Annotated in this window: 18 protein-coding genes and 1 tRNA gene; 9 read left to right on the top strand and 10 right to left on the bottom strand. The window is 66.4% G+C overall.

All coding sequences use genetic code 11. The features are described 5' to 3' along the window. Positions 1–158: 158 nt before the first annotated feature. From J7E89_RS01270 to dnaA, 10 genes are all read right to left on the bottom strand, one after another. A complete protein-coding gene (locus J7E89_RS01270; protein WP_003958712.1) occupies positions 159–293 on the bottom strand; it encodes a DLW-39 family protein in 135 nt (44 codons plus the stop codon). Between the two features lie 171 nt (positions 294–464). Beyond that, positions 465–538, bottom strand: a tRNA-Ile gene (locus tag J7E89_RS01265). A 61-nt stretch (positions 539–599) separates the two neighbouring features. Then, positions 600–1,229, bottom strand: a complete 630-nt coding sequence (locus tag J7E89_RS01260; RefSeq protein WP_214967180.1) for a DUF3566 domain-containing protein — start codon at positions 1,227–1,229, stop codon at positions 600–602. Between the two features lie 93 nt (positions 1,230–1,322). Continuing rightward, complete coding sequence (gene gyrA / locus J7E89_RS01255) at positions 1,323–3,977, bottom strand: DNA gyrase subunit A (protein WP_214967178.1); 2,655 nt, start codon at positions 3,975–3,977, stop codon at positions 1,323–1,325. Positions 3,978–4,032: 55 nt separating this feature from the next. Next, on the bottom strand, positions 4,033–6,105 hold the full coding sequence (gene gyrB / locus J7E89_RS01250) for a DNA topoisomerase (ATP-hydrolyzing) subunit B (RefSeq protein WP_214967176.1): 2,073 nt from the start codon (positions 6,103–6,105) through the stop codon (positions 4,033–4,035). A gap of 270 nt (positions 6,106–6,375) precedes the next feature. Then, positions 6,376–6,960, bottom strand: coding sequence for a DUF721 domain-containing protein (locus J7E89_RS01245; protein ID WP_214967174.1), 585 nt, complete (start codon positions 6,958–6,960; stop codon positions 6,376–6,378). Further along, positions 6,957–8,087 carry a DNA replication/repair protein RecF gene (recF, locus tag J7E89_RS01240; protein ID WP_214967172.1) on the bottom strand — a complete coding sequence of 377 codons (1,131 nt, stop codon included), beginning with the start codon at positions 8,085–8,087 and terminating at the stop codon, positions 6,957–6,959. The genes J7E89_RS01245 and recF overlap by 4 nt, the downstream gene beginning before the upstream one ends. 34 nt (positions 8,088–8,121) lie before the next feature. Next, the gene (gene gnd / locus J7E89_RS01235; protein WP_214967171.1) at positions 8,122–9,000 is read right to left on the bottom strand and encodes a phosphogluconate dehydrogenase (NAD(+)-dependent, decarboxylating); all 879 of its coding nucleotides are present in this window, start codon (positions 8,998–9,000) and stop codon (positions 8,122–8,124) included. Between the two features lie 106 nt (positions 9,001–9,106). Beyond that, positions 9,107–10,237, bottom strand: a complete 1,131-nt coding sequence (gene dnaN, locus J7E89_RS01230) for a DNA polymerase III subunit beta (protein WP_214967169.1) — start codon at positions 10,235–10,237, stop codon at positions 9,107–9,109. 840 nt (positions 10,238–11,077) lie between these two features. Beyond that, the gene (gene dnaA, locus J7E89_RS01225) at positions 11,078–12,814 is read right to left on the bottom strand and encodes a chromosomal replication initiator protein DnaA (protein WP_214967166.1); all 1,737 of its coding nucleotides are present in this window, start codon (positions 12,812–12,814) and stop codon (positions 11,078–11,080) included. A gap of 366 nt (positions 12,815–13,180) precedes the next feature. On the opposite strand from dnaA, the gene rpmH reads away from it, so the two are divergent. The 9 genes from rpmH to J7E89_RS01180 all read left to right on the top strand — a co-directional run bounded on the left by rpmH (position 13,181) and on the right by J7E89_RS01180 (position 19,992). After that, positions 13,181–13,318, top strand: coding sequence for a 50S ribosomal protein L34 (rpmH, locus tag J7E89_RS01220; protein ID WP_078606731.1), 138 nt, complete (start codon positions 13,181–13,183; stop codon positions 13,316–13,318). Positions 13,319–13,336: 18 nt separating this feature from the next. Next, positions 13,337–13,708 (top strand): ribonuclease P protein component, encoded by a 372-nt coding sequence (rnpA, locus tag J7E89_RS01215; protein WP_214967164.1) that lies wholly within the window; start codon positions 13,337–13,339, stop codon positions 13,706–13,708. Then, positions 13,705–14,046 carry a membrane protein insertion efficiency factor YidD gene (yidD, locus tag J7E89_RS01210; protein WP_214967162.1) on the top strand — a complete coding sequence of 114 codons (342 nt, stop codon included), beginning with the start codon at positions 13,705–13,707 and terminating at the stop codon, positions 14,044–14,046. The genes rnpA and yidD overlap by 4 nt, the downstream gene beginning before the upstream one ends. Before the next feature lie 3 nt (positions 14,047–14,049). Continuing rightward, positions 14,050–15,285, top strand: coding sequence for a membrane protein insertase YidC (yidC, locus tag J7E89_RS01205; RefSeq protein ID WP_214967160.1), 1,236 nt, complete (start codon positions 14,050–14,052; stop codon positions 15,283–15,285). A gap of 16 nt (positions 15,286–15,301) precedes the next feature. After that, on the top strand, positions 15,302–15,814 hold the full coding sequence (locus tag J7E89_RS01200) for a R3H domain-containing nucleic acid-binding protein (RefSeq protein ID WP_214967158.1): 513 nt from the start codon (positions 15,302–15,304) through the stop codon (positions 15,812–15,814). A gap of 106 nt (positions 15,815–15,920) precedes the next feature. Beyond that, a complete protein-coding gene (gene rsmG / locus J7E89_RS01195) occupies positions 15,921–16,637 on the top strand; it encodes a 16S rRNA (guanine(527)-N(7))-methyltransferase RsmG (protein WP_214967155.1) in 717 nt (238 codons plus the stop codon). A 253-nt stretch (positions 16,638–16,890) separates the two neighbouring features. Then, positions 16,891–17,967 (top strand): ParA family protein, encoded by a 1,077-nt coding sequence (locus tag J7E89_RS01190; protein ID WP_214967529.1) that lies wholly within the window; start codon positions 16,891–16,893, stop codon positions 17,965–17,967. After that, positions 17,964–19,067: a ParB/RepB/Spo0J family partition protein gene (locus J7E89_RS01185; RefSeq protein ID WP_214967153.1), complete on the top strand. Its 1,104-nt coding sequence runs from the start codon at positions 17,964–17,966 to the stop codon at positions 19,065–19,067. Before J7E89_RS01190 ends, J7E89_RS01185 begins: the two co-directional genes overlap by 4 nt. Positions 19,068–19,374: 307 nt before the next feature. Beyond that, on the top strand, positions 19,375–19,992 hold the full coding sequence (locus J7E89_RS01180; protein WP_214967151.1) for a GNAT family N-acetyltransferase: 618 nt from the start codon (positions 19,375–19,377) through the stop codon (positions 19,990–19,992). The last annotated feature ends 54 nt before the right edge of the window (positions 19,993–20,046 follow it).

Here is a 20,046-nt window from a genome sequence, read left to right as displayed (position 1 = left end):
GATTTGCTTAGGTGAACACAAGAAGGATCTCGTCACGGTCCAGCAACAACAGACCGCAACCCGTTCGGCCGCCCCCGCAAAGCACCGCCGTGCCGCCCCCGGACAGCACGAAGCCCCGGCCGCTGAGCGACCGGGGCCAGTGTTCGGACTACTGGGTCTCACACACCCGAACCTGCGGGCACGGAGTCAGTCGCCTCCGTCCACAGATCCTGCTCGGCGCGATCCGCCTGGATCTGGCGGTACACGAGGAGCCCGCCGATGGCGGCCAGTGCGACCAGGAGAAGCTTCTTCACCGCGCGACCTCGTCTTTCCTTGACGTAGGAGACTTCTGGCGCCCGACTATACACACCGACCGATACCGATCGGTGACCTAGATACCCACCCAACTGACGCGCGCCACACAGCGAAAGCCCCCGGAAATGCCAAAAGCCCCCAGGCTGATCGCCTGGGGGCCTTCGCGCGAGTGGGGCTAACAGGATTTGAACCTGTGGCCTCATCCTTATCAGGGATGCGCTCTAACCAACTGAGCTATAGCCCCGCGCTGCCCCTGAAGATTAGCGCACCTCGGGGGCAGTACCAAAATCGGTTCCGCCGGCTTTCTACTCGTCCTCGGCGAGCGTCAGCTCGACGCCTCCGACGAAGCCCGCCGACAGGTTGTAGATGAAAGCGCCCAACGTCGCCAGCGCCGTGGCCAGCACCACATCGATCATCGCGATGACCGACGTGAAGATCAGCACCCGCGGCAACGACAGGAAGGACTGCAGGTCGAAGCCGTTGTTCTCGTTGGAACCCGTCGCCTCGCTGATCGTCCCGCCCACCGTGGAGAAGACGCCCATCGCGTCCAGCACCATCCACAGCACCGCCGCCGCCACCACCGTGCAGATGCCCAGCGCGATGGAAAGCAGGAAGCTCACCTTCATCACCGACCACGGGTCGGCCTTCGCCACCCGCAGCCGCGCCTTGCGCGTACGCGGCGTCGTACGCGCACCCGTCCGCGGCAAACGCACCGCGGCGACACCCGGCTGCTGCCCGGGCCGCTGCGCGGCGCCCTGCGTCCCTGCCGTACCGCCACCACCCTGCGTACCACCACCCGCAGGAGACGGATACGCCTGCGGCGGGTGATACGGCTGCGCCGACTGGCCCTGCCCCTGCGGCTCACGCTCACTGGGCAGCGGCCCGCTCGCGTAGCCGTCGTAACTCTGCGGCTGAGGCCCCCGCGTATCGGTCACAGTCCCCCCCTGGGAGTCCGCGGCAGAGCCACGGGCACCGGGTGCTCCAGATTCGGAAGCGGCCGCTCCGGCGCCCGTGGCTCCACTCACGCTTTACTCCTCATGCTCCCCGGCCGAAGGCGCTGCGCCCTCGGCGGATGAAGGCTCGGCGCCCTCGACGGATTCGGCAACCTCGACCACGTCGCCTTCGACCGCATCGGCGTCGGCCCCTTCGGGACCTTCCACCTCTTCGGCCTCGCGACCGGCCTCGGCGTTACGAGCGATACCTACGACGGCATCGCGCTTGCCCAGGTTGATCAGCTGGACGCCCATGGTGTCACGGCCCGTCTCCCTGACTTCGTTGACTCGCGTACGAATCACACCACCGCCGAGCGTGATGGCAAGGATCTCGTCCGTCCCCTCCACCACCAGCGCGCCGACCAGCGAACCCCGGTCCTCCACAATCTTGGCGGCCTTGATACCCAGACCACCGCGACCCTGAACCCGGTACTCGTCGACAGGGGTCCGCTTCGCGTACCCACCATCGGTGGCGGTGAACACGAACGTACCGGCCCGCACGACATTCATCGAGAGCAGCTCGTCCCCTTCGCGGAAACTCATGCCCTTCACACCCGAAGTCGCACGACCCATCGGCCGCAGCGCGTCATCGGTAGCCGTGAACCGGATCGACTGCGCCTTGCGGCTGACCAGAAGCAGATCGTCCTCGGCCGACACCAGCTCCGCACCGATCAGCTCGTCGTCGCTGCCGTCCGCGGTCTCCCGCAGATTGATCGCGATGACACCACCCGAACGCGGGGAGTCGTAGTCCTTCAGCGACGTCTTCTTCACCAGGCCACCCTTCGTGGCCAGGATCAGATACGGCGCCGCGTTGTAATCACGGATCGCCAGGATCTGCGCGATCTGCTCGTCCGGCTGGAAAGCGAGCAGGTTCGCGACATGCTGGCCCCGCGCGTCCCGGCCGGCGTCCGGCAGCTCGTACGCCTTCGCCCGGTACACCCGGCCCTTGTTCGTGAAGAACAGCAGCCAATGGTGCGTCGTCGACACGAAGAAGTGGTCGACGATGTCGTCTTCCTTCAGCTTCGTACCGCGCACGCCCTTGCCGCCGCGCTTCTGCGACCGGTAGTCGTCCGTCTTCGTACGCTTCACATAGCCGCCACGCGTGATCGTGACGACGATGTCCTCCTCGGCGATCAGGTCCTCGATGGACATGTCACCGTCGAAGGGCACCAGCTTGGAACGCCGGTCATCGCCGAACTTGTCGACGATCGCCGCCAGTTCCTCGCTGATGATCTGCCGCTGACGCTCCGGCGAAGCGAGAATCGCGTTGTACTCGTTGATCTTCGCCTGCAGCTCGTCGTGCTCCGCGACGATCTTCTGACGCTCCAGCGCCGCCAGCCGGCGAAGCTGCATCTCCAGGATCGCGTTCGCCTGGATCTCGTCGATCTCCAGCAGGCCCATCAGGCCCTCACGCGCCACATCGACCGTCTGGCTGCGCCGGATCAGCGCGATGACCTCGTCGATCGCGTCCAGCGCCTTGAGCAGACCGCGCAGGATGTGCGCCCGCTCCTCCGCCTTGCGCAGGCGGAAGCGCGTACGCCGGACGATGACCTCGATCTGGTGCGTGACCCAGTGCCGGATGAAGGCGTCCAGCGACAGCGTGCGCGGCACGCCGTCCACCAGCGCCAGCATGTTCGCGCCGAAGTTCGTCTGCAGATCGGTGTGCTTGTAGAGGTTGTTCAGGACAACCTTGGCGACAGCGTCCCGCTTCAGGACAATGACCAGACGCTGACCGGTCCGCGAAGACGTTTCGTCACGGACATCCGCGATGCCGCCGACCTTGGCGTCCTTCACCAGGTCGGCGATCTTCTGCGCCAGGTTGTCCGGGTTGGTCTGGTACGGAAGCTCCGTGACCACCAGGCACTGACGGTTCTGGATCTCCTCGACCGCCACCACCGCGCGCATCGTGATCGAGCCACGGCCCGTCCGGTACGCCTCCTCGATGCCCTTACGGCCCACCACCAGCGCACCGGTCGGGAAGTCGGGGCCCTTGATGCGCTCCATCAGCGCGTCCAGGAGCTCCTCGTGACCCGCCTCGGGGTTCTCCAGGAACCACTGCGCACCGGCCGCCACCTCCCGCAGGTTGTGCGGCGGGATGTTGGTGGCCATACCGACCGCGATACCCGCCGAACCGTTGATCAGCAGGTTCGGGAAGCGCGCCGGCAAAACCGTCGGCTCCTGGTTACGGCCGTCGTAGTTGTCCTGGAAATCGACGGTCTCCTCGTCGATGTCCCGGACCATCTCCATGGCCAGCGGCATCATCTTGCACTCGGTGTACCGCATCGCCGCGGCCGGGTCGTTGCCGGGAGAGCCGAAGTTGCCGTTGGAGTCCACCAGCGGCATCCGCATCGACCAGTGCTGCGCCAGGCGCACCAGGGCGTCGTAGATCGAGGAGTCGCCGTGCGGGTGGTAGGTACCCATGACGTCACCGACGACACGGGCGCACTTGTAGAAGCCCTTCTCGGGCCGGTAACCGCCGTCGTACATCGCGTACAGCACGCGGCGGTGTACGGGCTTCAGACCGTCCCGTACGTCGGGCAGCGCACGCGACACGATGACGGACATCGCGTAGTCGAGGTAGGAGCGCTGCATCTCCGTCTCGAGCCCCACGGGCTCGACACGCATGCCCACACCCTCGACGGGCGGCACCTCTTCGGGCGTCACCGGGACAGGAATGTTCTCGTCGGCCATTGCTGGTCAAAATCCTTTCGAGCTGCGGCTGCGGCTGGTGGCTTGCACGGCCGACTCAGATGTCGAGGAAGCGGACGTCCTTGGCGTTGCGCTGGATGAACGAGCGCCGCGCCTCGACGTCCTCACCCATCAGCACCGAGAACAGGTCGTCGGCCTGCGCCGCGTCGTCCAGGGTCACCTGGCCGAGAACCCGGTGGTCCACGTCCATCGTGGTGATGCGCAGCTCCTCGGCGTTCATCTCACCGAGACCCTTGAAGCGCTGGATCGAGTCATCCCTGATCCGCTTGCCGTTCTGCTTGCCGAGCTCGACGAGCGCGTCGCGCTCACGGTCCGAGTAGGCGTACTCGAAGTCGTCCCGGCCCCACTTGATCTTGAACAGCGGCGGGCGCGACAGGTACACGTGCCCCGCCTCGACCAGCGGCCGCATGAAGCGGAACAGGAACGTCAGCAGCAGCGTGTTGATGTGCTGACCGTCGACGTCGGCGTCCGCCATCAGAATGATCTTGTGATAGCGGAGCTTCTCGATGTCGAAGTCCTCATGCACACCGGTACCGAACGCCGAGATCAACGCCTGGACCTCGGTGTTCTGAAGGATCTTGTCGATCCGCGCCTTCTCGACGTTCAGGATCTTTCCCCGGATCGGCAGGATGGCCTGGTACATCGGGTTACGACCGGACTTCGCCGAACCACCGGCGGAGTCACCCTCGACGATGAAGATCTCGCACTTCGTCGGGTCGTTCGACTGGCAGTCACTGAGCTTGCCCGGCAGCGACGCCGACTCCAGCAGACCCTTACGACGCGTCAGGTCACGCGCCTTACGGGCCGCGACGCGCGCCGTGGCCGCCTGGATCGCCTTGCGGATGATGTCCGCGGCCTCGTTCGGATTGCGGTCGAACCAGTCGTTGAGGTGCTCGTGCACGACCTTCTGTACGAAGGTCTTCGCCTCCGTGTTGCCCAGCTTGGTCTTCGTCTGGCCCTCGAACTGCGGCTCGCCCAGCTTCACCGAGATGATCGCCGTCAGACCCTCGCGGATGTCCTCACCGGCGAGGTTGTCGTCCTTCTCGCGCAGGAACTTCTTCTCGCGCGCGTAACGGTTCACCAGACCCGTCATCGCCGCACGGAAGCCCTCCTCGTGCGTACCGCCCTCATGCGTGTGGATCGTGTTCGCGAAGGAGTACACACTCTCCGTGTACTGCGAGTTCCACTGCATCGCGATCTCGACCGAGAGCAGGCGCTCCTTGTCCTCGGCCTCGACATCGATGATCGTCGGGTGAATCATCTCGCCCTTGCGCGAGTTCAGATACTTCACGAAGTCGACGATGCCGCCCTCGTAGTGGTACGTCACGCTCCGGGCCTGCGGCTCGGCGGCAGCGTCGACGTCCGGGTCGTCCGCGCCCACCGTCGCCTTCGCCGAATCACGCTCGTCCGTCAGCTTCAGCGTCAGACCCTTGTTGAGGAACGCCATCTCCTGGAAACGCCGCGACAGCGTCTCGAAGGAGTAGTCGGTCGTCTCAAAAACGTCCGGGTCCGCCCAGAACGTGACAGAAGTACCCGACTCGTCCGTGGCCTCATTACGGGCCAGCGGCGCCGTCGGCACACCGAGCTTGTACTCCTGCGTCCAGCGGTAACCGTCGCGCTTTACCTCGACAGCCACCCGCGACGACAGCGCGTTCACGACGGACACACCCACGCCGTGCAGACCACCGGAGACGGAATAACCCCCGCCGCCGAACTTGCCGCCCGCATGCAGAACGGTCAGCACGACCTCGACGGCCGGCTTCCCCTCCGACGGGACGATGTCGACCGGGATACCACGGCCGTTGTCGACGACGCGCACGCCGCCGTCAGCCAGGATCGTCACGTCGATAGTGTCCGCGTGACCAGCCATGGCCTCGTCGACAGAGTTGTCGACGACCTCTTGCACAAGGTGATGAAGACCACGCTCACCGGTCGAGCCGATGTACATACCGGGCCGCTTGCGGACCGCGTCCAGGCCCTCGAGCACGGTGATCGCGCTGGCGTCATAGGCCGCCGAGACGGCACCCTCGCCGCCCGCGACGACAGTGGAAGGAATGTTCTCGTTGGGGTCGCCGGAATCGGCCACGAAGCGCCCTTTCTGGCACAGCACGAGCCGAAACCCCGACAAACGGGACCGGCCGCGTCGTTCTGTATAAGTCGACGTGTCCCGCAAGCGGGCGGGATTGTGCACCAGTCTACCGGTAGCGCAGACACTCATGGGGGTTTGCCGGTACCTGAGTACCCATGTGCCGTCCTGAACCGGCGCCGTCCGACTCCCCATATCCGGGAAGGGGCCCCAAGAGGCTCACACGGGCATTCAGCGCTTCGGACTGTCAACCACCCACTACCGTGACGGACGCCTCACGCGCACACCCACACCTCAGCCGTACGTATCCCCCGGACCCGTACTCCCCGGAGCCCGCAAAGCACCAAAACGACGCGGCGGACCACCCGGCCCCCAAATCTTGATCAACCGCACCGTGTCCCGGCCAAGATCAGCATTCAGCCGCGTCAACAGCTCCCGCTGCATCAACCGCAACTGCGTCGCCCACGCCGTCGAATCACACTGCACCGTGAGAACCCGCTCATCCTCGTCATACCGCTGCGGCACACAGTGATTCGCCAGATCCCCACCCACAATCTCCGGCCACCGGCCCATCACACCGCCGACCGCCATCGGCATCTCCCAGCCACGCTCCGTCTTCAACCGATCCAACGCAGCACCCAACGCCAACGGATCACGACCATCAGCACCCGACCCCGACCGCACCCCACCACCACGCCTGACCTGCTTCTTCTGCTGCGCCGCAGCACCCCGCGCCCGCGCCTGCTCCTTCGCCGCACGCAACGCCACCCGCGCCAAATCCACACCCGCCGACTCACGCGCCTCCGGCGCCGCCGCCTGCCCGGGCACCTTCGGCGACTCCTGCGGCAACTCCCCGCCCGCACCACTCAATCCACTCATACCCGCGCCACCTCGCCACCGGACACCACATACCTCGACCCCGCCAGCACCCCCGGCACATCGTCATCCACCGCAGCCGTCACCAGCACCTGCTCACCCGGCGCCACCAACTCCGCCAACCGCTCCCGCCGCCGCGCGTCCAGCTCCGCGAAAACGTCATCAAGAACCAGCACCGGCTCATTACCCTCGGACCGCAGCAGATCGTACGAAGCCAGCCGCAGCGACAACGCGAACGACCACGACTCCCCATGGCTGGCATAACCCTTCGCCGGCAACTGCCCCAGCTTCAACACAAGATCATCCCGATGCGGACCGACCAACGTCACACCCCGCTCGATCTCCTGCTTCCGCGCATCAGCCAACGCCGCGATCAACAGCCCGTACAACTCCTCACGCGACCGCACCGCACCAACACCCTCACCGACCGAACTCCGGTACTCCAACAACACCGGACCCCCGCCCGGCGCCAGCTGCTCATACGCCTTGTCCGTCATCGGCTGCAACGTCGCGATCAGATCCAGCCGCTGCGCCAACAGCTCCGCACCCACCTGAGCCAGATGCTGATCCCACACATCCAGCGTCGACATGTCCATCGACCGGCCACCGTGCCTGCGCGCCATCGCCGCCGACTTCAACAACGTGTTCCGCTGCTTCAGCACCCGCTCGTAGTCCGACCGCACACGCGACATCCGCGGCGACCGCGCCGTGATCAACTCATCCAGGAAACGGCGCCGCTCACCCGGATCACCCTTCACCAGCGCCAAATCCTCCGGCGCGAACAGCACCGTCCGTACGATCCCCAGCACATCCCGCGGCCTGACCTGCGACGACCTGTTGATACGCGCCCGATTCGCCCGGCCCGGATTCAGCTCCAGCTCCACCAGCTGCTGCCGCTCGCCCTGCGTCACAGCCGCCCGGATCACCGCCCGCTCCGCGCCCATCCGCACCAGCGGCGCATCGGACGAGACCCGGTGACTGCCGAGCGACGCGAGATAGCCGACCGCCTCGACAAGATTCGTCTTCCCCTGCCCGTTCGCCCCCACGAACACGGAAACGCCCGGATCGAGAGGGACCTCGACCCGGGCGTACGAGCGGAAGTCGGCCAGCGACAGATGCGTGACGTGCATGGCGTGCGCCGACCTTCTCCCAGCTCTGAACTGCTTACTTCTTCGACTCGACCGCGTGACCACCGAACTGGTTGCGCAGGGCGGCGATCATCTTCATCTGCGGGGAGTCGTCCTGACGCGAAGCGAACCGCGCGAACAGCGACGCCGTGATCGCGGGCAGCGGCACCGCGTTGTCGATCGCGGCCTCGACCGTCCAGCGGCCCTCACCCGAGTCGGCCGCGTATCCCCGCAGGCCCTCCAGGTGCTCGTCGTCGTCCAGCGCGTTGACCGCCAGATCCAGCAGCCAGGAACGGATGACCGTCCCCTCCTGCCAGGACCGGAAGACCTCACGCACATCCGTGACGGAGTCGACCTTCTCCAGCAGCTCCCAGCCCTCGGCGTACGCCTGCATCATGGCGTACTCGATGCCGTTGTGAACCATCTTCGCGAAGTGGCCGGCACCGACCTTGCCCGCGTGCACCGAACCGAAGTCACCCTCGGGCTTCAGCGCGTCGAAGATCGGCTGGACCTTCGCCACGTTCTCGGCGTCGCCGCCGTACATCAGCGCGTAGCCGTTCTCCAGGCCCCAGACACCACCCGAGACACCACAGTCGACGAAACCGATGCCCTTGAGGCCCAGCTCCACCGCGTGCTTCTCGTCGTCCGTCCAACGGGAGTTCCCGCCGTCCACGACCACGTCGCCCGGCTCCAGCAGCTCGGCCAGCTCGTCCACGGTGGACTGCGTCGCCGCACCCGCCGGGACCATCACCCACACCACCCGCGGGCCCTTGAGCTTGGCCACAAGCTCCTCAAGGCTGTGGACATCGGCGACGTCCGGGTTGCGGTCGTAACCGATGACGGTGTGGCCTGCGCGGCGGATGCGCTCACGCATGTTGCCGCCCATCTTGCCGAGGCCGACGAGACCGAGCTCCATCAGAGATTCCTTAAGCGTTGAGGCGAGATTCGTACCCAGGGCCGAGCCTACGCCCGGCCCGCGGGACCATCGGCCGAGCCATCAGCCGAGCCATCAGCCCCAGCCGTCAGCCCGAGAGCCGCACCGGCATGATCAGGTACTTGTACGCCTCGTTCGCCTCGGCATCCACCGCCGGCCTGCCACTGAGCAGCGCCGGCTTCGTGGACGTCGTGAAGGACAACTGGGCGACCGGCGAGTCGATCGCACTCAAGCCATCGAGCAGGAAAGTCGGGTTGAAGGCGATCGAGATGTCGTCGCCGTCGAGGTTCGCGTCGACCCGCTCCACAGCCTGTGCGTCGTCGCTCGAACCCGCCTCAAGGATCAGCACGCCCTGCTCGAAGCTGAGCCGCACCGGGGTGTTCCGCTCCGCGACCAGCGCCACACGCTTGACGGCCTCGACGAACGGGGCGGTCTCGATGACGGCGATCGAGTTGAACTCGGTCGGGAACAGCGTCCGGTACTTCGGCAGGTCGCCCTCGAGCAGTCGCGTGGTCGTACGCCGGCCCGCGCCCTCGAAACCGATCAGGCCCTCACCCGCGCCAGAGCTGGAGAGCGCGATGGTGACCGTGTCACCGCTGGTCAGCGACTTGGCGGTGTCCAGCAGCGTCTTGGCGGGCACCAGTGCGACAGCCGACGCCTCCGGGTCCTCCGGCTTCCACATGAACTCGCGGACCGCGAAGCGGTAACGGTCAGTGGAGGCCAGCGTGACCCGGTCGCCCTCGATCTCGATGCGTACGCCGGTGAGCACGGGCAGCGTGTCGTCGCGGCCCGCGGCGATGGCCACCTGGGCAGCGGCGGAAGCGAAGACCTCACCGGGAACGGTGCCGGTCGCGGTCGGCATCTGCGGCAGCGCCGGGTACTCCTCCACAGGCAGCGTGTGGAGTGTGAACCGCGAGGAGCCGCAGACCACGGTCGCCCGTACACCGTCTGTGGAGATCTCCACCGGACGGTTCGGCAGGGCGCGGCAGATGTCGGCGAGGAGCCGGCCGGAGACGAGAACGGTGCCGTCCTCCTCCACGTCCGCCTCGACCGAGACGCGGGCCGAGACCTCGTAGTCGAAGCCGGAGAGGCTCAGCGCGCCGTCCTCGGCCTTCAGAAGAAGGCCCGCGAGAACGGGGACCGGCGGACGGGCCGGAAGGCTGCGAGCCGTCCAGGCCACCGCCTCCGCGAGTACATCGCGCTCAACCCGGATCTTCACCGGAACCGCCTCCTGCTTGTTGCTGGCTCGCCCTGCTGGCCGTCGTGGTCTGGGGTCGTCTGGCTGTGTTGCCGGGGACCAGTCTGACGCACGGCACCGACAGTCGGTGCGGCTCGGGGTCAAGTCGTGGCGAGAGGCGCCGAGGGCTCCGGGCCGAAGTTGTGCACAGGCCCTTCTTCCAAGCGAATTCCGAGCTAACTCTAAGTGGGAGTAGTAGTAGGGCCTGTGGAAACGGTGGATAACCCTGTTTTCGCAGGTCAGCACCACTTTTTTGTCCACCGCGCCTGTGGGCGGAGCCGGTGGACAACTCGGTGTTTCTGTGGACGCGCGAAAGTTACACACACTCGGTGCACAGGCAGGGGTGACTTCTCCCCAGCGCTGTCCCCAGCTTTACCCACGTTCCCCACAGCCCAACCGACCTCCTTGGTGTGACCGCTTTCACTCGCCCCGGTGAGAGCGCGTGTTTCGTTGCCGAACAGTGGACAGAGGTGTGGATTAGCTGTGCACAAGCTGGTCCAGCCTGTGGGCCGCCGGTGGACAACCAAGATCGCTCCCTGTGGACAGTTTTTCTGTCCACAGCCTGTGGATGAAGGTTGACCACAAATCCCCAACCACCTGACCTGGGCTGATGAAGTCTCAGGAACCGCGCCTGTGGACCCAGTCTGGACAACTTTTGAGTCCCCAGGGTGTGGACGGAACATCCTGCCCTGTTCTGTGGAGAAGAGAGCCCTGCGGGCAGGTATTCGAACACCCCGAGGGCGCGGAACGACCGCGGAACGACGAAAGGCGCCCCGGGAGTTCGTCCCTGGGCGCCCTTCGGAGGGTCTCGCGGGTGCCGCGTCAGCCGTTCTTGATGCGGTTGGTGAGCTCGGTGACCTGGTTGTAGATGGACCGGCGTTCCGCCATCAGCGCGCGGATCTTGCGGTCGGCGTGCATCACGGTCGTATGGTCACGGCCGCCGAACTGCGCGCCGATCTTCGGCAGCGAGAGGTCCGTGAGCTCCCGGCACAGGTACATCGCGATCTGCCGGGCCGTCACCAGCACGCGGCTGCGGGACGACCCGCAGAGGTCCTCCACCGTCAGTCCGAAGTAGTCGGCGGTCGCCGCCATGATCGCGCCGGCGGTGATCTCCGGAGACGCGTCCTCGCCTCCGGGGATCAGGTCCTTGAGCACGATCTCGGTGAGGCCGAGGTCGACCGGCTGCCGGTTGAGCGACGCGAAGGCCGTCACCCGGATCAGCGCACCCTCCAGCTCGCGGATGTTGCGCGAGATACGGGAGGCGATGAACTCCAGCACCTCGGGCGGGGCGTTCAGCTGCTCCTGGACCGCCTTCTTGCGGAGGATCGCGATGCGCGTCTCCAGCTCGGGCGGCTGTACGTCGGTGGTCAGGCCCCACTCGAAGCGGTTGCGCAGCCGGTCCTCCAGGGTCACCAGCTGCTTGGGCGGCCGGTCCGAGGACAGCACGATCTGCTTGTTGGCGTTGTGGAGCGTATTGAAGGTGTGGAAGAACTCCTCCTGTGTCGACTCCTTGCTCGCGAGGAACTGGATGTCGTCGACGAGCAGGATGTCCACGTCGCGGTAGCGCTTGCGGAACGCGTCGCCCTTGCCGTCGCGGATGGAGTTGATGAACTCGTTGGTGAACTCCTCGGAGCTCACGTAGCGCACGCGCGTGCCGGGGTAGAGGCTCCGGGCGTAGTGCCCGATCGCATGCAGCAGGTGCGTCTTGCCAAGGCCCGACTCTCCGTAGATGAAGAGGGGGTTGTACGCCTTCGCCGGCGCTTCGGCCACGGCGACGGCGGCCGCGTGCGCGAAGCGGTTGGACGAGCCGATGACGAAGGTGTCGAAGAGGTACTTCGGGTTCAGCCGGGCGTGCGGCTCGCCGGGGCCCGGGGTGGAGGCCTGTGCGGCCAGGGGGCCGGGGGCGCCGCCGCCGGGCTGCATCGAGGAGCCGGGGCCGCCGCGGTGCGGGGCGGACTGGTCCTGGTGGTCGCGGCGCTCGGGGCGTTCGTGACGCGGCGGCTGGTCGTAGTGCGGCTGCTCGTACTGCTGGTGCTCGGGCGCCTGCTGCCGGTAGTCGTGCTGCGGGGGGCGGGAGGCGTACGGGTCGCGTTCCTGGAATCCGCCGAGCCGGGGCTGCTGCCAGCCGTGGTCCTCCTGCGGGCGGGGCCAGGCGCCCTGCTCGTGGCGGGGCTGGCGGTAGTCGGGGTATGCGGGCCTGGCGGTCGGCAGGTCGTCGGCCGGCGGCCGGTGTCCGTAGGTGTCGTACGACTCGTGCTGGGGCTGCTGCTGGGGGGCGGGCTCCGCGGCGGAGTCGTCGACGGTGATCGCGATCCGGATGGGGCGCCCGCACTCGCGGCTCAGCGTCTCGCTGATGAGCGGCGCGAGTCGGCCTTCGAGGACGCGCTTGCCCCATTCATTGGGGACGGCGAGCAGCGCGGTGTCGGCGACCAGGGCGAGCGGCTGGCAGCGCTCGATCCACTGCTTGTCCTTGGGTTCGATGCCCTGCTGGCCCTCTCCGAGGAGATACTCCAGCACTCGTGGCCACACTGCGGCAAGATCGGCAGGTACGTCAGCCACAGGGCACGCTCTCTCACAGGTCCCACGAATGTGTGGTTCTTGGGACGGGATGGGACGGACAGGCAAGGACACAACGGATAAGAATCCAAGTTCATGCACGGTAGTCGCGGGCCCTCACGTGCATCAAGTTGTTGTCCACAGCCTGTGCATAGTGGACCCTGGAGACGGGTCGGTTTGACCGGATGGCGTAGCCGCGCGTACCGTGACCAGGTCGAGTTGTCGATGGCTGCTGCCGCCTGCCTCCGATGGGCAATGATCACGGTCTGTGATCGTGAAGCGGTGCACACGGGCGTTGCGAGCTTCCTCGTGGGCGCACGGTGACAGCCAGGCGATGCCCCGCCACCACACCACTTCTGGAGCCCCCGAGTGAGCAAGCGCACCTTCCAGCCGAACAACCGTCGTCGCGCCAAGACCCACGGTTTCCGTCTCCGCATGCGGACGCGTGCCGGTCGCGCCATCCTGGCGACTCGCCGTGGCAAGGGCCGCACGCGCCTTTCCGCCTGATCACCTACAGGTCATGACGTGCTGCCTACCGAGAATCGGCTGAGGCGGCGCGAGGATTTCGCGACCGCGGTACGCCGAGGACGCCGGGCCGGACGCCCGCTCCTCGTCGTCCACCTACGCAGTGGTTCAACGGACCCGCACGCGCCTGGGGAGAGCGTTCCCCAGCCGCGTGCGGGTTTCGTCGTCAGCAAAGCCGTTGGCAATGCTGTCGTACGGAATGTGGTGAAGCGCAGGCTTCGCCACCTGGTCCGGGACCGTCTGTCGGAGCTGCCCCCCGGTAGCCTGGTTGTCGTACGGGCACTGCCCGGAGCAGGCGATGCCGACCATGCACAGCTGGCCCGAGACCTGGATGCCGCACTTGAGCGGCTGCTGGGAGGGGGCGCGCGATGAAGTACCCGTTGCTGGCTCTGATCAAGCTGTACCAGTGGACGATCAGTCCGTTGCTCGGGCCTGTCTGCCGGTACTACCCGTCGTGCTCCCACTACGGGTTTACGGCCATCGACCGGCACGGTGCGGTGAAGGGCACGGCCCTGACCGCCTGGCGCATTCTGCGGTGCAATCCGTGGTCGCCGGGTGGTGTGGACCATGTTCCGCCGCGTACTCGTCCGCGTTGGCACGAAGCGCTGCGTAATGCGTGGAGCGGCAACCGCGGCAGCAAGGGCGGGCAGCACTCCGCCGCTGAGATCAACCCGGCAGCAGAGCCCTCGCCCAATGCTCAAGGAGCCTGATTAGTGGACACGATTGCCAGTCTGTTCAGCTTTATCACCACCCCAGTTTCCTGGGTCATCGTCCAGTTCCACACGATGTACGGGGCGGTCTTCGGGCCTGACACAGGCTGGGCCTGGGGTCTGTCCATCGTGTCCCTTGTAGTGCTGATCCGGATCTGTCTGATCCCGCTGTTCGTCAAGCAGATCAAGTCGACGCGTGGCATGCAGGCGCTCCAGCCTGAGATGAAGAAGATCCAGGAGCGCTACAAGAACGACAAGCAGCGTCAGTCCGAAGAGATGATGAAGCTGTACAAGGAGACGGGTACCAACCCGTTGTCCTCGTGCCTTCCCATCCTGGCGCAGTCGCCGTTCTTCTTCGCCCTGTACCACGTGCTGAGCAAGATCTCCTCGGGTGACGAGATCGGCGTTCTCAACAAGGACCTGGTCAACAGCGCCCGTGAGGCCCACATCTTCGGCGCCCCGATCGCGGCGAAGTTCATGGACAGCACGGAGAAGGTCGATGCCCTGCAGGCATCGCTGACCGATGTGCGCATCGTCACAGCGCTCATGATCGTCCTGATGTCGGCGTCGCAGTTCTACACGCAGCGCCAGCTGATGACGAAGAACGTCGACCTGACGGTCAAGACGCCGTTCATGCAGCAGCAGAAGATGCTGATGTACATCTTCCCGGTCATGTTCGCCGTGATGGGTATCAACTTCCCCGTCGGTGTCCTCGTCTACTGGCTGACCACCAACGTGTGGACCATGGGTCAGCAGATGTACGTGATCCACGGGAACCCGACTCCGGGCAGTAAGGCGCAGGCTCAGCTGCTGGAGCGTATGCAGAAGTCGATCGTCAAGCACGGCAAGGTGCGCAGCCGTCGCGAGCGCAACGTCATCAAGCAGATCGCTGCCAAGGGCCGTGAGCGCAACGAGGCCGAGCGCAAGTTCGTCAAGGGCCTTGGTCTGGCGCGGCTGACCGTTCAGCCTGACGGCACTGTGGCGAAGGGTGAGCCCGAGGTCGAGGCCGAGGACGGTACGACGTCGGAGTCCGGCGCGAAGCGGCAGCAGCCCAAGCGTCTGACGAAGGCGCAGCGTCAGGCCGGCACCGAACCTGCGGCGAAGACGTCGCTGCAGAAGGATGAGCCGCAGGACGACAAGCCCAAGACGGCCGGCAAGCCTGCTTCCGGTTCCGCACGCCAAGCCAAGTCCGGGCAGCGCAAGGGCCAGCAGCGGCCCAAGCACCCGTCCAAGAAGTAATAAAGGAGTCCATCCCGTGACGGAAGGCACCACCTCCGCGGCCGCTGAGGGTGGCGACACCCTGACCCGCCTCGAGCAGGAAGGGGAAATCGCGGCCGATTACCTCGAGGGCCTGCTCGACATCACCGACCTCGACGGCGACATCGACATGGATGTCGAGGCCGACCGGGCCGCGGTCTCGATCATCAGCGACGCGGGCAGCCGTGATCTGCAGAAGCTCGTGGGCCGGGACGGTGAGGTGCTGGAGGCGCTTCAGGAGCTGACGCGTCTCGCTGTGCACCGTGAGACCGGGGACCGGAGCCGGCTGATGCTGGACATCGCGGGTTTCCGGGCCAAGCGGCGTGAGGAGCTCTCCGCGCTCGGGGCCAAGGCCGCGGACGAGGTGAAGAGCACCGGTGAGCCGGTGAACCTGGAGCCGATGACGCCGTTCGAGCGCAAGGTCGTGCATGACGCGATCGCGGCGGCGGGTCTGCGCAGTGAGTCCGAGGGCGAAGAGCCGGAGCGCTTCGTCGTCGTTCTTCCGGCCTGATCGGCCTGTTTGTCTGTCGGCCCCGTCTGTTCGCAGGCGGGGCCGATCTTTGTCAGTCTGTTAGTCAGCCATCAGTTCGGTAGCGCGGTACGGAAGGACGGTCCCCGTGACGGAGGAAGCAGAGCTTCCCCAGGCGCCTGCAGAGGCACGGGCGGTATTCGGCGAGTTCTTTCCAGCGGCTGTCCGGTACGCGGAGCTCCTCGCGGACGCCGGCGTGAAGCGAGGCCTGATCGGTCCTCGTGAGGTGCCGCGGCTGTGGGAGCGGCACTTGCTGAACTGCGCGGTGCTCTCCGAGGTCGTCCCTGAAGGTGTCACGGTCTGCGATGTGGGTTCGGGTGCCGGGCTTCCGGGCATTCCGCTGGCGCTGGTGCGCCCGGATCTGAAGATCACGCTGCTGGAGCCGCTGCTGCGGCGTACGAACTTCCTTCAGGAGGTCGTCGAGCTGCTGGGTCTGGAGCATGTGACGGTGGTGCGCGGCCGGGCGGAGGAAGTGCTCGGGAAGCTGCCGCCGGTTCATGTGGTGACGGCGCGCGCTGTGGCGCCGCTGGACCGGCTGGCCGGGTGGGGGGTTCCCTTGCTGCGTCCGTACGGGGAGATGCTGGCGCTCAAGGGTGACACCGCCGAGGAGGAGCTGAAGAGCACCCGTTCCGCGCTGAGCAAGCTCGGTGTGGTGAAGACGGAGGTTCTTCAGGTCGGCGAGGGCGTCGTGGATCCGATGTCCACGGTGGTGCGTGTGGAGGTCGGGGAGAGTCCTGGTGGGGTGCGGTTCGCGGCCAAGCGGGCCAAGGCGGCTCGGCCGTCGCGCACGCGTCGGCGGCGATGATCTGCCCTGTCTATCAACGATGCTCCATACAAGCTTCCATACGTACGCATTTGGGAGCGTCGTGAGGGTGTAGGTGCGCCGCCGGTGCATCGTGTTTCACGTGAAACGTCGCTCTTTGCTGCATGGAATCATCAGTCGCGGTCGTGCGGCTGCCGCGCCGCGCGACCGCAGGCCCGTGAGGGGTACGGAGTTGTCCACACAGGTGGATTCCTCCACAGAAGAACGGGCCTCGCTGGTTCATGACCCCGAAAGCATGGCAGGCTCTGTGCATTGCGAGCCTGAAGTCGAGGAGAGTGAATCCGTGCGGTCCGACGCCAATATCGCGGGGCCGATGACCGATCCGGTCCCCGGCCCCCGAACCGAATCGGCGGGGGAGGATGTTTCACGTGAAACACCGCCCCCGATGGACGACACCCCTATCGGTCGTGCTGCCCAGCTGGCGGTAGAGGCTCTTGGCCGTGCAGGCGAGGGCCTGCCCCGGCCCGAGCAGACCCGCATCATGGTGGTGGCTAACCAGAAGGGCGGCGTCGGGAAGACCACATCGACGGTCAACCTTGCTGCTTCCCTCGCGTTGCACGGTGCGCGCGTCCTGGTGATTGACCTCGACCCGCAGGGCAACGCTTCTACGGCGCTGGGCATCGACCACCACGCCGAGGTTCCCTCGATCTATGACGTCCTGGTGGACAGCAGACCGCTTTCCGAGGTGGTCCAGCCGGTCCCGGACGTCGAAGGTCTCTTCTGCGCACCGGCCACCATCGATCTCGCCGGTGCGGAGATCGAGCTGGTGTCGCTGGTGGCGCGGGAGAGCCGCTTGCAGCGGGCGATCCAGGCGTACGAGCAGCCGCTGGATTACATCCTCATCGACTGCCCGCCCTCCCTGGGCCTGCTGACCGTCAATGCGATGGTCGCCGGCGCCGAGGTGCTGATCCCCATTCAGTGCGAGTACTACGCGCTCGAAGGGCTGGGTCAGCTTCTTCGGAACGTCGATCTGGTGCGGGGGCATCTCAACCCGGACCTGCATGTGTCGACGATCCTGCTGACCATGTACGACGGAAGGACCCGGCTCGCCTCTCAGGTGGCCGACGAAGTGCGTACCCACTTCGCCAAGGAAGTGCTCAGGACGAGCATCCCGCGGTCCGTGCGTATCTCCGAAGCACCGAGCTACGGGCAGACAGTACTCACCTATGACCCGGGATCCAGTGGATCGCTTTCGTACCTCGAAGCGGCCCGCGAGATCGCGTTGCGGGGCGTCGGGGTGCACTATGACCCGCAGCATGCCCACCCGGGCAGCCAGAACAGCCAGCAGAGCATGTCGGAGGGGATCCAGTGAGTGAGCGACGTAGAGGGTTGGGGCGTGGGCTCGGTGCGCTGATCCCTGCCGCTTCGCAGGAGAAGCCGAGTTCGCCCGTAGGGACGGCCTCGACATCCCCCGGGGCCGTGCCGGTGCTGACCGCGGAGCGGGGGGTGGCGGCCGCGAAGGTCACGTCGCTTCCAGCCGGGGCCGTTTCACGTGAAACGCACGCTCCCGGGCAGGTGCCGCAGCCGGGGCCGGCGGGACCCGATGAGGTGGCCGGGGTTCACTTTGCCGAGCTTCCGCTGGATTCCATCAAGCCGAACTCGCGTCAGCCGCGTGAGGTGTTCGATGAGGACGCGCTGGCGGAGCTGGTCACCTCCATCAAGGAGGTGGGGCTTCTTCAGCCCGTCGTCGTACGGCAGCTGGGGCCCGAGCGTTATGAGCTCATCATGGGCGAGCGCCGGTGGCGGGCCTGCCGGGAAGCGGGCCTGGAGAGGATTCCCGCGATCGTCCGTGCCACGGACGACGAGAAGCTTCTCCTCGACGCGCTGCTGGAGAACCTGCACAGGGCGCAGCTGAACCCGCTGGAAGAAGCGGCGGCGTACGACCAGCTGCTGAAGGACTTCAACTGCACGCACGACCAGCTGGCGGACCGGATCGGGCGTTCGCGTCCGCAGGTGTCCAACACGCTGCGCCTGCTGAGGCTGTCGCCGTCGGTGCAGCGCAGGGTCGCGGCGGGTGTGCTGTCCGCCGGGCATGCGCGGGCCCTGCTCGCGGTGGAGGACTCCGAGGAGCAGGATCGTCTGGCGCATCGCATCGTGGCCGAGGGGCTTTCGGTGCGTGCGGTCGAGGAGATCGTCACTCTGATGGGCTCACGTCCGCAGAGCACTCCGAAGGCGAAGGGGCCGCGTGCGGGTGGCCGCCTGTCGCCGGCGCTGTCCGATCTCGCTTCGAGGCTCTCGGACCGGTTCGAGACGCGGGTGAAGGTCGACCTGGGGCACAAGAAGGGGAAGATCGTCGTCGAGTTCGCGTCGATGGACGACCTGGAGCGGATCCTCGGGACGCTCGCACCCGGCGAGGGCCGGGTCCTTGGCAAGGGGCTCACGGAAGAGGGCGCGGAGGGCGGCGAGAGCTGACGGGTCGCCAAGGGCTGTTGCAGGGCGGGCCGTGTCCGGAGCAATCTGGAACACGACCCGCCCTTTGCTTTCTCACGGTGTCCGTTCGATCGCTGGGTGGATACGATGCGTTCTGGTATGGCGCATCCACCTTGGTTCACTTGAGAAGGAGGGCGGGGGCCATGCGATCGGTGAGCCGCAGCCAACTGGTGACAGCCGGGCTGAGTGTCGGAGCGGTCGGCGGGTTCGTCGGCAGTCTGCTCCGGGAACGGGGCGCGCTGGCTGCTGCCCGCGATGCGGCAGGCCAAGGAAGCGAGGAACATCCTTCATGGGGCGTCGGCTCGTACCGCTCACGCTGGACAATCTTCCGGACCTCCCCAAGCGTTGCCGGTCCTGCGTCTTCTGGGAGCTTGATCCGGTCAGTGGAGAAGCAGCCGTAAAGGCTGGCACTCCGGAGCTGGAGAAGGAAGCCTGGATCTCGGCTGTCCTGCTGGAGTGGGGGTCGTGCGGGCGGGTCGTCTACGTCGACGAGGTTCCTGTGGGCTTCGTGCTGTACGCGCCGCCGGCTTACGTACCGCGCTCGACGGCATTCCCGACGAGCCCGGTGTCCCCGGATGCTGTGCAGTTGATGACCGCCTGGATCATGCCCAGTTATCAGGGGCAGGGGCTGGGGCGTGTCATGGTGCAGACCGTTGCCAAGGATTTGCTGCGACGCGGGTTCAAGGCCATCGAGGCTTTCGGCAACGCCCGCTGGACGGAGCCCGCTTGTCTGCTGCCCGCGGAACACCTGCTGTCGGTCGGCTTCAAGACCGTACGTCCGCATCCACTGCACCCTCGGCTGAGGCTGGAGCTGCGGACGACGCTTTCGTGGAAGGAAGACGTCGAGCTGGCTATCGACAGGCTGCTGGGGGCGGTTCAGAAGGAGCCGGTACTGCGGCCGCTGTGAGGCCTGGAAACGCGTGTGGGCTCATCCCCGTCAGGGATGAGCCCACACGCGTTT

Origin of the sequence: Streptomyces sp. ISL-100 (genome assembly GCF_018614615.1) — a bacterium.
In the GTDB taxonomy this organism is placed as follows: Bacteria; Actinomycetota; Actinomycetes; order Streptomycetales; family Streptomycetaceae; genus Streptomyces.
The sequence above is the reverse complement of the archived record's forward strand: the minus strand, read 5'-3'. Positions and strand labels throughout refer to the sequence as shown.

Bases quoted from the DNA above. Each gene is read 5' to 3' on its own strand.
- gyrA (WP_214967178.1), bottom strand. From the start codon at position 3,977: ATGGCCGACGAGAACATTCCTGTCCCGGTGACGCCCGAAGAGGTGCCG.
- J7E89_RS01245 (WP_214967174.1), bottom strand. From the start codon at position 6,960: ATGAGTGGATTGAGTGGTGCGGGCGGGGAGTTGCCGCAGGAGTCGCCG.
- recF (WP_214967172.1), bottom strand. From the start codon at position 8,087: ATGCACGTCACGCATCTGTCGCTGGCCGACTTCCGCTCGTACGCCCGG.
- gnd (WP_214967171.1), bottom strand. From the start codon at position 9,000: ATGGAGCTCGGTCTCGTCGGCCTCGGCAAGATGGGCGGCAACATGCGT.
- yidD (WP_214967162.1), top strand. From the start codon at position 13,705: ATGAAGTACCCGTTGCTGGCTCTGATCAAGCTGTACCAGTGGACGATC.
- J7E89_RS01190 (WP_214967529.1), top strand. From the start codon at position 16,891: ATGGCAGGCTCTGTGCATTGCGAGCCTGAAGTCGAGGAGAGTGAATCC.
- J7E89_RS01180 (WP_214967151.1), top strand. From the start codon at position 19,375: ATGGGGCGTCGGCTCGTACCGCTCACGCTGGACAATCTTCCGGACCTC.